General features: G+C 70.7%; 9 protein-coding genes and 1 pseudogene. 7 read left to right on the forward strand and 3 right to left on the reverse strand.

Annotated elements, in window-relative coordinates; all coding sequences use genetic code 11:
• Window positions 1–3: 3 nt before the first annotated feature.
• From ACGFZQ_RS10905 to ACGFZQ_RS10915, 3 genes are all read right to left on the reverse strand, one after another.
• A complete protein-coding gene (locus ACGFZQ_RS10905; RefSeq protein ID WP_393840054.1) occupies window positions 4–1,710 on the reverse strand; it encodes a carbohydrate binding domain-containing protein in 1,707 nt (568 codons plus the stop codon).
• Between the two features lie 203 nt (window positions 1,711–1,913).
• A complete protein-coding gene (locus tag ACGFZQ_RS10910; protein ID WP_393840055.1) occupies window positions 1,914–2,216 on the reverse strand; it encodes a LamG-like jellyroll fold domain-containing protein in 303 nt (100 codons plus the stop codon).
• A 220-nt stretch (window positions 2,217–2,436) separates the two neighbouring features.
• Entirely contained in the window at window positions 2,437–3,672 is a 1,236-nt protein-coding gene (locus tag ACGFZQ_RS10915) for an MFS transporter (protein ID WP_393840056.1), read from the reverse strand.
• Between the two features lie 931 nt (window positions 3,673–4,603).
• On the opposite strand from ACGFZQ_RS10915, the pseudogene fusA reads away from it, so the two are divergent.
• From fusA to ACGFZQ_RS10950, 7 genes and pseudogenes are all read left to right on the forward strand, one after another.
• A pseudogene (gene fusA / locus ACGFZQ_RS10920) lies at window positions 4,604–6,671 on the forward strand (elongation factor G).
• Between the two features lie 758 nt (window positions 6,672–7,429).
• The gene (locus ACGFZQ_RS10925; protein ID WP_393840057.1) at window positions 7,430–8,746 is read left to right on the forward strand and encodes an ABC transporter substrate-binding protein; all 1,317 of its coding nucleotides are present in this window, start codon (window positions 7,430–7,432) and stop codon (window positions 8,744–8,746) included.
• Between the two features lie 5 nt (window positions 8,747–8,751).
• Complete coding sequence (locus tag ACGFZQ_RS10930; protein WP_393840058.1) at window positions 8,752–9,744, forward strand: carbohydrate ABC transporter permease; 993 nt, start codon at window positions 8,752–8,754, stop codon at window positions 9,742–9,744.
• Entirely contained in the window at window positions 9,737–10,597 is an 861-nt protein-coding gene (locus tag ACGFZQ_RS10935) for a carbohydrate ABC transporter permease (RefSeq protein ID WP_360488063.1), read from the forward strand. The genes ACGFZQ_RS10930 and ACGFZQ_RS10935 overlap by 8 nt, the downstream gene beginning before the upstream one ends.
• A gap of 38 nt (window positions 10,598–10,635) precedes the next feature.
• A complete protein-coding gene (locus ACGFZQ_RS10940; RefSeq protein WP_393840059.1) occupies window positions 10,636–11,994 on the forward strand; it encodes a GH1 family beta-glucosidase in 1,359 nt (452 codons plus the stop codon).
• A gap of 142 nt (window positions 11,995–12,136) precedes the next feature.
• Window positions 12,137–14,011, forward strand: a complete 1,875-nt coding sequence (locus ACGFZQ_RS10945) for a discoidin domain-containing protein (protein ID WP_393840060.1) — start codon at window positions 12,137–12,139, stop codon at window positions 14,009–14,011.
• A gap of 144 nt (window positions 14,012–14,155) precedes the next feature.
• A complete protein-coding gene (locus ACGFZQ_RS10950; protein ID WP_393840061.1) occupies window positions 14,156–14,770 on the forward strand; it encodes a hypothetical protein in 615 nt (204 codons plus the stop codon).
• The last annotated feature ends 33 nt before the right edge of the window (window positions 14,771–14,803 follow it).

A 14,803-nucleotide genomic window follows, 5' to 3' on the forward strand; every position in this document is an offset into this window, starting at 1 on the left:
CGCTCAGGCGAGGCTGAAGTCGTCGGCGTAGACCGCGGCCTGGCCGTACCAGCCGTGGACGTAGACCGTGACCGTTCCGCTGCTGCCGGTGGTGAAGCTGACCTTGAGCTGGTTCCAGCTCGCGCCGTTCGACCAGGTGCTCGCGGTGGCACCGCCGCTGACACCGACGTAGGCGTACGGGCCCTGCACCCAACCGGAGAGCGTGTAGGTGTGGTTGGGGGAGAGGGTGACGGTCTGGTCGCATTCGCCGGTGCCGCTGGAACTCGGCGTCACCTGGAGACTGTGGCTGCCGCTGTGGACCGGGGTGGAGACGACCGTGCTGCCGCCGGTGCAGGTCCAGGGGCTCGGACTGCCGGTCTCGAAGCCCGCGTTGGTCAGCGAGCCCCCACCGCCGCCGCCTCCGCCGGAGGAGGTGACCGTGAGTGTGTAGGTCGCGCTGTGGCTGCCGCTCGCGGCGGTGCCGGTGACGGTGATCGGGTAGCTGCCCGCGGCCACCGACGAGCCGACCGTCGCCGTCAGCGTCGAACTGCCCCCGGACGTCACGGAGCCGGGGCTGAAGGAGACGCTGACCCCGGAGGGCGCGCCGGAGGCGGAGAGGGCGACGGACTCGGCGCTGCCGGAGGTGACGGCTGTGGCGACGGTCGCGGTCGCCGAACCTCCCTGGGCGACCGACGCGGAGCCGGGCGACAGGGCCAGGGAGAAGTCGGTGGTGGTGCCTCCGCCGCCGCCCGAACTGCCCGCGTAGGGCACGAACGCGTCGGTGAACGCGAGGCTGTTCTGGCTGATCTCGCTGCACGTGGGCAGGGAGTTGGCGTTCCCGCCGCACGCCTGGTCCCGGGTGATCGCCCAGAACGCCAGGCGCCCGACGCCGTTCTGCGCGGCGAAGCTCTCCACCGTCTGGGCGTCCGCCAGGGTGAAGGTGGACCCGTCGTCGTTCTTGCCGATCATCGGGGTGATGCCGAGGTTGGCGTAGCTGTAGCCGGAGTCGACGGACTGCATCTGCGCCAGCGTGGCCCGGGACGCGGAGAGGGCGGCCTGGCCCATCTCGGTGCCGGTGCCGGCGTAGTAGTCCATGGTCATGATGTTGACGACGTCGATCTTGACGCCGGCGTTCTTGGCGGCCTTGAGGATGTTGACGCCGTCGCCGGTCAGCCCGCTCGTCAGCACCGGCAGGGTCATGGAGAACTGGAGGCCCGGGTTGGCGGCCTTGAGGTCCTTCATCGCCTGCATCTGACGGGCCGCGGCCGCGGTGTCCGCGATGGCGGCGCCCTCGATGTCGAAGTCGAGCTGGGTGACGCCGTAGTCGTTGATGATGGCCTGGTATCCGGCGTCGATGCTGCTCTGGTTCGAGCACGTCCAAGCGAGCGGCTCGCCGGCCGCCCCGCCGGAGGAGATGATCACGGAGGCGCCCTCGGCCTTCGCCCTGGCGATCTCCGGGTCGGTGTAGGAGTCGTTGCCGATGGGGAGCGTGTCGCCCCAGATCTGGGTGCAGCCCACGCCGAGGACGAAGGCCGCCGTGTAGGCCTTGAGCCCGTGACCGGTGACGGCGGTGTCGAGCAGGCCTTCCTGACCGTTCGACATGTCGACGTAGGGCGCCACGGAGTAGACGCTGCCCGCCGCTGCGGTGCCGGCGGGGGCCAGTGCGACGGCGGCGCCGGTGGCCGCGAGGGCGAGGGCGCACGCGGAAGCCGCGAGTCTTGCCAGGTGCATGACAGTGGCCCTTTCGGGATGCCCAACGAGGGCGGAGGGGTGGGGGAGGGGCCGGGAGGGGTATTGGTACATACCAAACTCCCCGGGGTCTTCGCCGTCAAGAGGACTAGACCAAAGGCTCTCCCAAGACGCGCGGCTCCGTCAGACGCGCGGCTCCCGTCTCCGGCGGGCCGGCAGGCGGGCCGGAGACGGGAGACACCGGGCTACTTGGCGGTCAGGAACTCGTCGCCGGACAGCGGGCGGTTGACAATCCGGATGTCGCCGATGCCGCCGTGGAACACGATGTCGACGGCGCCCGCGTACTCGTGACCGCCCACCAGCCAGGGCAGCCCGAGCGAAGTGAGGCCGACCGACAGGCGCTTCGGGTTGTCGACGACCGGAGCGCCCTCGACGTACAGCTTCGTGTGACGGCCGTCGTTGACCACCGCCAGATGCCACCGCTTGAGCTCCACCAGGCCGTGGCCCCAGTTGGTGGTCGGCCAGCGCCGCGTTGCGGAGGAAACCACGCCTGCTCTGCCCGGCCGTTGCTTGTGACGGAGTGTCATCCTGCATGGAGACGGGGCCTTCCCGGGTCGATGGTCCAAACGGCGACGACGCTACCCAGAAGGGCCCCGAGTCGGGCGGACAGGAGATGACAGGCGAAAGCCGGGCAGCTGTCCGGGATCCAAAGACCGACAGGCGCCCCGCCGTTCGGCCCGGCTGCCTTCCGGCCGCCAGGTCGCTCGCTCAGGCCGAGGTCTCCGTCACCGTGTGCTCGCCGCGCCGGACGGTGACGAGGGCCGCCCACGCGATGGCGACCAGCGGAATGACACCCGAGACGATCACCTGGCCCTGGCTGGAGACCAGGCTGTTCGGGGTGCCCAGCAGGAAGCCGAGGCCGATGCAGCTGCGGGACAGCGCCTGGAAGCAGGCCCAGGCGCTGCCGTGCACCTCGGCCGGTACCCGCGAGTGCACCGCGTTGCGCAGGCCGACGTTGCACGCGCCGTTGCCGAAGCCCGCGATCAGGAACAGCGGGAAGATCACCGCGGCGACCGGGATCAGACCGGTGAGGAGCAGGCCCAGGCCCATGCCGGCGATGCCGCCGAGGATCAGCAGGGTGTGCCGGTCCGCCCAGTCCACACGGCCCGCGAGCAGAGCGCCGGGGACGGACCCCAGGGCCCAGGTGGCCAGGAAGAGGCCGAAGACGGTGTCGTTGCCGTTGACGACGTCCCGGAGATAGAAGACGCCCGCGACGTTCTCGATGCTGGTGGCCAGCATCGCCGCCGCCAGCGCCGGCATCAGTGTGCCCACCACCGGGGCGTCGCGCAGTGCCCGGTAGCCGTCCGCGAGTCTCGTGGCGGGGCGGCGGCCGATCGCCACGTCGACGCTGCTCGGCACCGCCAGCATGGTGCAGCCCGCGAGCACGAGGAAGGACCCGGCGTCCACCGCGAGGAGCACGCCGGTACCCCACTGGGAGTTGAGGAAGCCGGCCAGCGGAGGCCCGATCAGCCCCGCCACGGAGAGGCCGGCCGTCAGCAGGCTGTTCGCCCGGCCCGTGTGCCGGTCACCGGCGACGGCGGGCAGCATCTTGAACCCGGCGGCCACCGAGGCCACTCCGGCCAGGGCCGACAGCGCGATCAGCGCGACCCGCACATGGAACCCGCCGACGACGGTGGCCGCACCGAGGGACAGCGACTGGGCCAGCAGCGCCCACAGACACACCGCGCGCGCACTGAACCGGTCCACCACGGAGCCGATCAGCGGTGCCGCGAGCACCGTGGGGATGAGTTCGGCGAGCATCACCTCGGTCACCCCGAAGCGGATGTCGCGGTCCGCCGCGTGCAGCACCAGCCCCAGCGAGGCGAGGGTGTCGCCGAGACGGGAGAACAGCGTTCCCGCGATGAGCACCTGCGCGGCGACCGGCATCGCGGTACCCCGGCGCAGCGCGGCGAACGGCGCCCTCCGCGTCTTTTGCGTGTCCAATCCAGTCCTGTCCTGTCCGTCCACCTGCTGTGCCCATTCAGTCTGTTCGCCGATCAGATTAGGCTCGTCCGCGGAGTGGTGGAGCGTTCACCGGCCACCTGGACGGGCCGCTTTCCGTCCTTTGTGTGCCCTGCCCGAATCCGGGGCGTGATCCTGATTTCTCAGCCACGCGCGATGCTTCACCGAAAATCCACACATGTTCCACATCGGCCCCGGCCGGGCCGGGGCATGCCGGCGGGTTCCTGGTGTCACCCGCGACGATGTGCATCCGGGGCGTTCCGGACGTCCTTTACCGGGTCGGCCGGGCAGGTGAAGGGGATGAACGACCTGATGTCCCGCTGGGCGCCGTAAAGCGTGTTTTTCGGCCAATCGCTGGAGTTGCGGCGGTCTCTTCCGGTGAACCTGCTCCACCGCCGTTCACCGACTCGGAAAGCGCCTTCCGGGGCGGCGGAGTTATCGATGTCGGCCAGGTGAATGTCCGGAAAATGTCGGGACTGCGAGCCCCCTCATTCCCCGAGGAGCGGCGAAAAGGGAACGAACCGGTATCTCCGGGAAGCGCAGGTCCCCTGGTCGGAAAACCGGGTGCCGTGTCCCGCACCCCCTGCCTACACTCGCTCGGTATCACGCACCGTAGCCGCGGAAGGCGGTCGCGGTGCTTTGCCGTGACGAGTTCGGACGATTGAGGGGAGAGGGGCATGTGCGACCGCGCGACTGCCGTCTCTTCCCGTTCCCGCTACGAGGTGATCCTCGTGTCCCCGTCCCTCCGGTGCCCGCTGCGCGGCCGGCACCGGACTCCGTGACGCCCGATCCGGCTCATCAACTCCTGGCACATGCCCAGACATTGACGTTCCGTCAGTTGCTGCCCGGTGAACTCCGCCGCACGGGAATTGCGCCGCCCATTCCAGGACCCGCATGCGAAAGGCAACGGGCCATGCGCACCGAACTCCACCCGAACTCCGTCAACCCCCTTGCGTCCGTTCGTAACCTGGGCATCCTCGCCCACGTCGACGCCGGAAAGACCACCGTCACCGAACGCATCCTCTTTGCCACCGGCACCATCCACAAACGCGGCGAGGTCCACGACGGCACCACCGTCACCGATTTCGACCCCCAGGAACGCGACCGCGGCATCACCATCTTCGCCGCGGCCGTCAGCTGCGCCTGGGCCGGCCACCGCGTCAACCTCATCGACACCCCGGGGCCATGTCGACTTCGCCGACGAGGTCGAACGCTCCCTGCGGGTCCTCGACGGCGCGATCGCCGTGTTCGACGCGGTGGCCGGCGTGGAGCCGCAGAGCGAGTCGGTGTGGCGGCAGGCCGACCGGCACGGCGTGCCCCGGATCGCCTTCGTCAACAAGCTGGACCGCGCGGGCGCCGCGCTCGACAGCGCCGTCGAGTCGATCCGCGCCCGGCTGCACCCGGCCCCGCTCGTCGTCCAGCTGCCGGTCGGCGCGGAGGACGGCTTCACCGGCGTCGTCGACCTGGTACGCATGCGTGCGCTGCTCTGGCCCGACGACAGCGGTACGGCGGTGACGGGACCGGTCCCCGAGGCGCTGCGCGCGGAGGCGGACCGCCGGCGGCACGCCCTGGAGGAGACGGTGGCCGCGCTGCACCCGGCCGCGCTGGAGGAGTTCTGCGCGCCGGCCGGCCGACTGTCCGACGCCACGCTGGCCACCGCCCTGCGCGACCTCACCCTGACCGGCGAGGGCGTCGTCGTCCTGTGCGGCTCCGCCTACCGCAACCGGGGCATCGAACCGCTGCTGGACGCGGCCGTGGCGTATCTGCCCTCACCGCTCGACGTCCCCGCCGTGCGCGGCACCCACGAGGGCGCCGAGCGCCGGCGGGCCGCCGACCCCGAAGGGCCGTTCGCGGCGCTCGTGTTCAAGGTGACCGCGACGCCCACCGGACGCCTCACCCATGTCCGCGTCTACTCGGGCACGATCGAGAAGGGAGACACCGTGTGGGACCCCGCGACCCGCCGCACCGAACGCGTCGCCCGCATCCTCCGCGTCATGGCCGGCCGGCACGAGCCCCTCGACCGGGCGGTGGCCGGTGACATCGTCGCCGTCGTCGGACCGAAGTCGGCCCGCCCCGGCGCCACGCTGTGCACGCCGGACGCCCCGCTGCTCCTGGAGCCGCCCGTGGCCCCGGAACCGGTGGTGTCCGTCGCCGTCGAGGCCCGCCGCCGTACCGACACCGGCCGGCTCGCCCAGGCGCTGGCCCGGCTGGCCGAGGAGGACCCCTCGCTGGTGGTGCGCACCGACGCGGAGACCGGGCAGACCGTGCTGTCCGGGATGGGCGAACTGCACCTGGAGGTCGCCGTGGCCAAGATCCGCGGGGACGGCGGCCCCGAGGTCGCGGTGGGCCGACCGCGGGTCGCCCTCAGGGAGGCCGTGGTGCGCGGGGTGACCGGCTTCGGGTACCGGCATGTCCATCAGACCGGCGGCGCCGGGCAGTTCGCGCACGTCGTGCTGGACGTCGAACCGCTCGGGCACGAGGCGGGCTTCGAGTTCCGGTCGGCGGTCGTCGGCGGCCGGGTGCCCCAGGAATACGTCCGCGCGGTCGAGGCCGGCTGCCGGGACGCGCTCACCGAGGGCCCCCTCGGCGGGCACCCGGTCACCGGAGTGCGGGTCACCCTCACCGACGGCTCGACGCACGTGAAGGACTCCTCCGACACGGCGTTCCGTACGGCGGGCAGGCTCGGTCTCCGGGAGGCCCTGCGCGGCTGCGCGACGGTCCTGCTGGAGCCGGTCGCGGAGGTCACGGTCACCGTGCCCGAGGACGCGGTCGGCGGCGTACTGGGCGACCTGGCCGCCCGGCGCGGCCGGGTCACCGGCTCCGCGGCCCGGGGCGGGTCGGCGGTGCTGACCGCCACCGTGCCGCTTGCCGAACTCTTCGGCTACGCGACCCGCCTCCGCGGCCGCACCCGGGGCCGGGGCACGTTCACCACCCGCCCGACCGGCTACGCCCCGGCACCGCTCACGACAACCGCCCGCTGACACCGGAAAGGGGCCCGGGGACAACCTCCCCGGGCCCCACCGCCGTAGCCGACGCCCCGCGTCCGCCGTAACTGACGACCCGCGTCCGCTGTGCGTGGTGACCCGCCCCTGCTGTATGTGGTGGCTCGCGTCCGCCGTAGCCGACGGCCCGTGTCCGCTGTGCGTGGTGGCCCGTCCCCGCTGTGCGTGGTGGCTCGCGTCCGCTGTAGCCGACGGCCCGTGTCCGCTGTGCGTGGTGGCCCGCCCCTGCTGTGCGTGGTGGCTCGCGTCCGCTGTAGCCGACGGCCCGTGTCCGCTGTGCGTGGTGGCCCGCCCCTGCTGTGCGTGGTGGCTCGCGTCCGCCGTAGCCGACGGCCCGCCCCCGCCGTGCCCGATCGACCGGCATCGCCCCCGTCGTGAGCCACGGCCCGCGCGCCTCGCCGTATCCCCGCGCCGCACCGCATCCCCCCGTCGAAACACAACCGTTGTGGAACGCCCCGCCGGCCCTCTCCGCCCAGGTCACCTGGCTTCGGCGCAGGTCACGACGCCGGGCGTGGGCGTACCACCGGCCCGGAGCCCGGTGTTCCCCGGCCCGCCTGCGCGGATACCCGTGCCGGATCCCTTGACGAGTTACTGTTCGGGGGGTTAACTCACGTCCTAAATTAAGCCATGAGGGGCTTCGGAAGCCGAACGGTGGTCTCGGCCTTCGCAATCGCGGGCGCCGGCCTTCGCGAAGCCCTCTCGGGGTTCTCGACTCCCGGAAAGGCACAGCAGGAGCCATGCGCAGCATCCGAGCCGCGGCCGTAGGCGCCGTCACCATGTCTCTCGCCCTCGCGGCCACGGCCTGCGGTGGCGGTTCGTCCACCGGGGGCGGGTCCAACGACTCCCCGAAGACGCTCACATACTGGGCCTCCAACCAGGGTGCCAGCATCGAGATCGACAAGAAGGTACTCCAGCCGGAACTCGACAAGTTCCAGAAGCAGACCGGCATCAAGGTCAAGCTGGAGGTCGTGCCCTGGTCGGATCTGCTCAACCGGATCCTGACCGCGACCACTTCCGGCCAGGGCCCCGACGTGCTGAACATCGGCAACACCTGGAGCGCCTCGCTCCAGGCCACCGGTGCGCTGCTGCCCTGGGACGCCAAGAACTTCGACAAGATCGGCGGCAAGGACCGCTTCGTCGACTCCGCGCTCGGCTCCACGGGCGCCGAGGGCAAGGACCCGGCGGCCGTACCGCTGTACTCGATGGCCTACGCCCTCTACTACAACAAGAAGATCTTCGCCGACGCGGGGATCGCCAAGCCCCCGGTCACCTGGGACGAGCTGATCGCCGACGGCAAGAAGATATCCGCCAAGGGCAAGTCGGTGCTCGGCGCCGAGGGCGGCAACGTGTCGGAGAACATCCACCACACCTTCGTCTTCGCCAAGCAGCACGGCGCCGACTTCTTCACCGCCGACGGCAAGCCCAACTTCACCGACGACAAGGTCGTCGCCGCGGTGAAGCAGTACGTCGACCTCATGGCCAAGGACAAGGTCATCCCGACCGGCGACGCCGAGTACGCGCAGAACCAGTCGGTGAGCGACTTCGCCAAGGGCAAGCTGGCGATGCTGCTGTGGCAGTCGGCGTCCTCCAACCTCAAGTCGCAGGGCATGAGCGACAGCGACTACGGCATCGCCCCGGTGCCCGTGCAGTCCGGCACCCCCGGCACCGGCGCCCAGGTCAACTCGATGGTCGCCGGCATCAACCTGGCGGTCTTCAAGAACACCAAGAACCTCGACGGCGCGACGAAGTTCGTGAAGTTCATGACCAGCGACGACGAGCAGAAGATCCTCAACACCTCCTACAGCTCCATCCCGCCGGTCAAGGCGGCCCAGGAGGACCCGGCCTTCAACACCCCGGCCAACTCGGTCCTGAAGAACACGCTCGCCACCAGCGCCTCGGCCCTGCCCCAGGTGGCCGCCGAGTCGCAGTTCGAGACGACCGTCGGCACCGCAGTGAAGAACCTGTTCGCCGCCGCGGCCGCCGGCCACGACGTCACCACCGACTCCGTGAAGGCCGAGCTGGAGAAGGCCCAGCAGCAGATGCCGGCGGCCTGAGCACCATGACGACCACCACCACTGCCGTGCACGAGCCGGTACGTGCGAACTCCCCCGGGGCGGCGGGCGGCTCGGGCCGCCGCCCCGGGCGGATCCGCCGGATCGGACTGCCCTACCTGCTGCTCCTGCCCGCCCTGCTGCTCGAACTCCTCGTCCATCTGATACCGATGGTCATCGGCGTCGTGATGAGCTTCAAGGAGCTGACCCAGTTCTACATCCGCGACTGGGGCACCGCCCCCTGGTCCGGGTTCGACAACTACCGGACGTCGATCGAGTTCAACGCCCCGGTCGGCAAGGCCCTGTTGCACTCCTTCCTGGTCACCGTCGGCTTCACCCTGCTCTCGGTCGGCCTGTGCTGGCTGATCGGCACCGCGGCCGCGGTGTTCATGCAGGACACCTTCCGCGGCCGGGGTCTGCTGCGGACCCTGTTCCTGGTGCCGTACGCGCTGCCGGTCTACGCGGCCGTCATCACCTGGGTGTTCATGTTCCAGCACGACAACGGCCTGGTGAACCACGTCCTGCACGACCAGCTGCATCTCACCGACAAGCCGTCCTTCTGGCTGATCGGCGACAACAGCTTCTGGGCGCTGCTGACCGTGTCGGTGTGGAAGGGCTGGCCGTTCGCCTTCCTGATCGTGATGGCCGGGCTCCAGAACATCCCGAAGGAGCTGTACGAGGCGGCCGCCCTGGACGGTGCCGGCATGTGGCAGCAGGTCCGCCGGATCACCCTGCCCTCGCTGCGCCCGGTCAACCAGGTGCTGATCCTGGTCCTGTTCCTGTGGACGTTCAACGACTTCAACACGCCGTACGTCCTGTTCGGCAGGGCCGCCCCGGAGGCCGCCGACCTCATCTCGGTCCACATCTACCAGGCCTCCTTCGTCACCTGGAACTTCGGCACCGGCTCGGCGATGTCCGTGCTCCTGCTGCTCTTCCTGCTGGTCGTGACCGGCGTCTATCTCGCGCTCACCTCACGCGGACGGAGGACCTCCGATGTCTAGCCCCAGTTCGCCGATGGCCCCGCCGCGCTCCTTCCTCTGGGCCCGGGCGATCTTCCTCACGCTGCTCACCGGGTTCGTGCTGATCCCCGTGTACGTGATGATCTCCAGCTCGCTGAAGCCCCTCGCGGACGTCACCGGCAAGTTCCGCTGGCTGCCCAGCGGGCTGACCATCCGCCCGTACATCGACATCTGGTCGACGGTCCCGCTCGCACGGTACTTCGTGAACTCGCTGATCGTGGCGGTCGCGGCGACCGTCTGCTCGGTGGTGGTCGCGGTGTTCGCCGCCTACGCGGTCAGCCGTTACGAGTTCCGCGGCAAGCGGGTCTTCACGGTCACCGTGCTGTCCACGCAGATGTTCCCGGGCATCCTCTTCCTGCTCCCGCTGTTCCTGCTGTACGTCAACATCGGCAACGCCACCGGCATCGCCCTGTTCGGATCCCGCGGCGGCCTGATCCTCACCTACCTGACGTTCTCCCTGCCGTTCTCGATCTGGATGCTGATCGGGTACCTCGACTCGGTGCCCAGGGACCTGGACGAGGCGGCGCTGGTGGACGGCTGCGGGCCGCTCGGCGCGCTGTTCCGGGTGGTCGTGCCGGCCGCGATCCCGGGGATCGTCGCGGTCGCCGTCTACGCCTTCATGACCGCCTGGGGCGAGGTGCTCTTCGCGTCGGTCATGACCAACGACACCACCCGCACCCTCGCCGTAGGCCTCCAGGGCTACTCCACGCAGTACGACGTCTACTGGAACCAGATCATGGCCGCCTCGCTCGTGGTGAGCGTCCCCGTCGTGGCCGGCTTCCTGCTGCTCCAGCGCTACCTCGTCGCCGGGCTGACGGCGGGCGCCGTCAAGTGAACCCCCCTAGTTCCGAAGCTTGTCGCGAAAGGAATTACGTGACCATCGACCTCGCCGCACTCCCGCACGACTTCCTGTGGGGCACGGCAACCGCGGCGTACCAGATCGAGGGAGCCGTCGCCGAGGACGGCCGCTCACCCTCCATCTGGGACACTTTCTCGCACACCCCGGGGAAGATCGCGGGCGACGACAACGGCGACATCGCCTGCGACCACTACCACCGCTGGCGCGAGGACATCGGCCTGATGGGCCGGCTCGGCATCAACGCCTACCGGTTGTCGGTCGCCTGGCCGCGCGTGCGGCCCGGCGGGGACGGCCCGGTCAACGCCAAGGGCCTCGACTTCTACGACGAGTTGATCGACGCCCTGCTGGCGGCGGGGATCACCCCGTCGGTCACGCTCTACCACTGGGACCTGCCGCAGGTCCTCCAGGACCGGGGCGGCTGGCCCGAGCGGTCGACCGCCGAGCACTTCGCCGCATACGCCTCCGTCGTCGCCGAACGCCTCGGCGACCGGGTCCACCACTGGACCACCCTCAACGAGCCGTCCTGCTCCGCCTGGATCGGCCACCTGGAGGGCAAGATGGCCCCCGGCTGGACCGACCTCACGGCCGCCGTACGCGCCTCCTACCACCTGCTCCTCGGCCACGGCCTGGCCGCCCAGGCGATCCGCGCCGCCGCGCCCGGCGCCCAGGTCGGCATCGTGAACAACCTCTCCACGGTCTTCGCCGCCTCGGACCGTCCCGAGGACGAGGCCGCCGTCCGCCGCCACGACGGGCACGTCAACCGCTGGTGGCTGGACCCGGTGCACGGCCGCGGCTTCCCGGCCGACATGGTCGAGACGTACGGCGTCGAACTCCCCGAGCGCCCCGGCGACCTGGAGACCATCGCCACCCCGCTCGACTGGCTGGGCCTGAACTACTACTTCCCGGCGTACATCGAGGACGACCCCAACGGACCCGCCCCGTACGCCCGTTCGGTGCGCCGCCCCGACGTCCCGCGCACCGGCATGGACTGGGAGATCGACGCGAGCGGCATCGAGACGCTGCTGCTGCGCCTCACCGACGAGTACGGCGCCCGCAAGCTCTACGTCACCGAGAACGGCTCGGCCTACCCGGACGTGGTCCGCCCCGACGGCACGATCGACGACCCCGAGCGCCAGGAGTACCTGGCCGGCCACCTCGCCGCCTGTGCCTCGGCGGCCCGCAAGGGCGCCCCGCTCGCCGGGTACTTCGCCTGGTCGCTGCTGGACAACTTCGAGTGGGCCTACGGCTACGACAAGCGGTTCGGCCTGGTCCACGTCGACTACCGCACCCAGGTCCGCACCATCAAGGGCAGCGGCCACGGGTACGCGGACATCATCCGCGAGCACCAGGGGCAGGCCCGCCGGGCGGCCTGACCGGAACCGCGGTGGGCGCGGACCAGGGGAGTTCCGCGCCCACCGCACCGCACTCTCACACGCATGCACGACGGTCCGTGGACAGCACACTCTGATCTGTCATGAACACAACATGTGCACCATCGACACTCAGGAGACCCGCATGCCGACCCGCATTCCCCGCACCCTCCTGGCCGCCCTCGCGACGGCCGCCCTGCTGGTCTCGGGCCCCGTCCTGGCCTTACCGGCGTCCGCCGCCGCTGCCGCCGTGACCTGGGACACCGACCGCGCGAACACCGCCTACACGGGAAACCCGAACGCCGTCACCGCCTCCGGCAGCGAGAACGGCGGCACCACTCCCGGCCTGGCCTTCGACGGCAACGGCGCGACCCGCTGGTCCAGCAACTTCGCGGACGACGCCTGGATCCGGATCGACCTCGGCGCCACGATCCGCATCGACCGCGTGGTCCTCGACTGGGAGGCCGCCTACGGCAAGAGATACGTCCTGGAGGCCTCGAAGAACGGCACGGACTGGACGCCGTTCTACACCGAGACCGCGGGCACCGGCGGCTCCGTCACCGCGAGCACCTACCCGCAGGAGGTCACCGGCCGCTACGTCCGGATGCGCGGCATCGAACGCGCCACGCCCTACGGCTACTCGCTGTGGAACTTCAAGGTCTACGGCGGCGAACCGGCCCCCGCGTCCTCGACCGTCACCAACCTCGCCCTGAACCACCCGGCGTACTCCAACTACTACCAGCACGCGGGCAATTCACCGGCGTTCGCCACCGACGGCGGCTGGCCGGCCGACCTGAAGGGCGACTACACCCGCTGGTCGAGCGACTGGAACGCCGACCGCTGGATCTCGGTCGACCTGGGCGCCACCTCCACGATCTCCTCCGTGGACCTGTACTGGGAGTCCGCGTTCGCGGTCGACTACCTGCTCCAGGTCTCCGACGACAACGTCAACTGGCGCACGGTGTACGAGCCGTCGGCCGCGGCCATCGCGGCCCGCCGTGCGAACGTCGCCGCCCCCGGGGACGCGGCGGGCCTGCAGGACACCGTCACCCTGCCCTCCCCGGCCACCGGCCGCTACGTCCGGATGCTCGGCAAGGAGCGCCGCAGCTTCTACAACCCGGCCCCCTACACCGCCCAGTTCGGCTACTCCCTCTACGAGTTCCAGGTCTGGGGCACCGGCGGCAGCGCGCAGGCGGCCTACCCGGCCCTCCCCGCCGACCAGTCGGGCACCTACCAGACCACGTTCTTCGACGACTTCACCGGCGCCGCACTCGACCGCTCCAAGTGGCGGGTCGTCCGCACCGGCACCGAGATGGGCCCGGTCAACGGCGAGTCCCAGGCGTACGTCGACTCGACGGACAACATCCAGACGCAGAACGGCGAGCTGCTCCTGAAGGCGAAGTACTGCAAGGGCTGCACCCAGGCGGGCGGCGGCACCTACGACTTCACGTCCGGCCGCATCGACACCAACACCCACTTCGACTTCACGTACGGCAAGGTCAGCGCCCGCATGAAACTCCCGGTCGGTGACGGCTACTGGCCCGCCTTCTGGCTGCTCGGCAGCAACGTCGACAACCCCTCCGTCTCCTGGCCCGCCTCCGGCGAGACCGACATCATGGAGAACATCGGCTACCCGACGTGGACGAGCACCGCGCTGCACGGCCCCGGCTACTCGGCCGACGGCAACATCGGCGCCCGCCAGACCTTCCCGAACGGCGGCACCGTCGACCAGTGGCACACCTACGCGGTGGAGTGGACGCCGACGGCGATGCGCTTCTACGTCGACGACACCCTGGTCCAGGAGACGACCCGCAACAAGGTGGAGTCGACACGCGGCCAGTGGGTCTACGACCACAACCAGTACGTCATCCTCAACCTCGCCCTGGGCGGCGCCTACCCGGCCGGCTGGAACCAGGTCACCAGCCCCTACTGGGGCCTGCCGCAGTCCAGCGTGGACAAGATCGCGGCCGGGGGAGTGCAGGCGGAGGTGGACTGGGTGCGGGTGGAGCAGAAGAAGTAGCGGTTCCGGGCCGGGCGGCGGTCCGCCGTCGCCCGGCCTCCGCCCGCACAGCAAACCACGGCCGCCGCACGGGAAAACCCCAGCCGTGAGTGAACGAGGCGTCCGCACCTCGCGAATCCCCCGACCGTGGGAGGATCGCTCACCATGAATGCGTCACCGGCGGTGCGGAGCCTGCGTGCCGCGGTGTTCGCCGCGGTGTGCGTGCTCCTGGCTGCCGCCGGTCACGGCCTCGCCATGGGTGCCATGCCGCCGCTGTGGGCCGACGCGGCCGGATTCGTCGCCGTCTTCGGCCTGGGGCGCGCCCTCGCGGGGCGGGAGCGCGGACTGCCGGAGATCGGCTTCGGCATGCTGCTCACCCAGGCCGGCCTGCACTTCGGCTTCGACGCGGCCCGCGCGTTCACCCCGGCTCCCGCGCCCACCATGACCATGGCCCACATGCGCATGCACGGTCACGTCATGGACGGCATGGTGCACCACCCGCACGCCCTGACCGCGCACGCCACCGGCGCCCACGTTCTCGCCGCCCTGGTCGCCTCCTGGTGGCTGCGGTGCGGCGAGGCCGCGCTGTGGTCGCTGTTGCGCCGCGCGGCGGCCCTCGTACCCGGTCTGGCCGCCTGGTGGTGCGACGCCCCGCTGCCCGCCCCGGCCGCCGGCCCGCTCCGGGCCCCGGCCGATCCGATACGTCCCCGTCGGCTGCTCGCGCTGCGGCACGCGGTGAGCCGGCGCGGCCCCCCTTCCGCGATCCCGTACCCGGTCTAACACCCGTAAGACTCTCTAACAGACTTCACTCGT

This window comes from Streptomyces sp. NPDC048254, from assembly GCF_043201895.1.
GTDB lineage: Bacteria > Actinomycetota > Actinomycetes > Streptomycetales > Streptomycetaceae > Streptomyces.

Bases quoted from the DNA above. Each gene is read 5' to 3' on its own strand.
- ACGFZQ_RS10905 (WP_393840054.1), bottom strand. From the start codon at position 1,710: ATGCACCTGGCAAGACTCGCGGCTTCCGCGTGCGCCCTCGCCCTCGCG.
- ACGFZQ_RS10925 (WP_393840057.1), top strand. From the start codon at position 7,430: ATGCGCAGCATCCGAGCCGCGGCCGTAGGCGCCGTCACCATGTCTCTC.
- ACGFZQ_RS10930 (WP_393840058.1), top strand. From the start codon at position 8,752: ATGACGACCACCACCACTGCCGTGCACGAGCCGGTACGTGCGAACTCC.
- ACGFZQ_RS10935 (WP_360488063.1), top strand. From the start codon at position 9,737: ATGTCTAGCCCCAGTTCGCCGATGGCCCCGCCGCGCTCCTTCCTCTGG.
- ACGFZQ_RS10945 (WP_393840060.1), top strand. From the start codon at position 12,137: ATGCCGACCCGCATTCCCCGCACCCTCCTGGCCGCCCTCGCGACGGCC.
- ACGFZQ_RS10950 (WP_393840061.1), top strand. From the start codon at position 14,156: ATGAATGCGTCACCGGCGGTGCGGAGCCTGCGTGCCGCGGTGTTCGCC.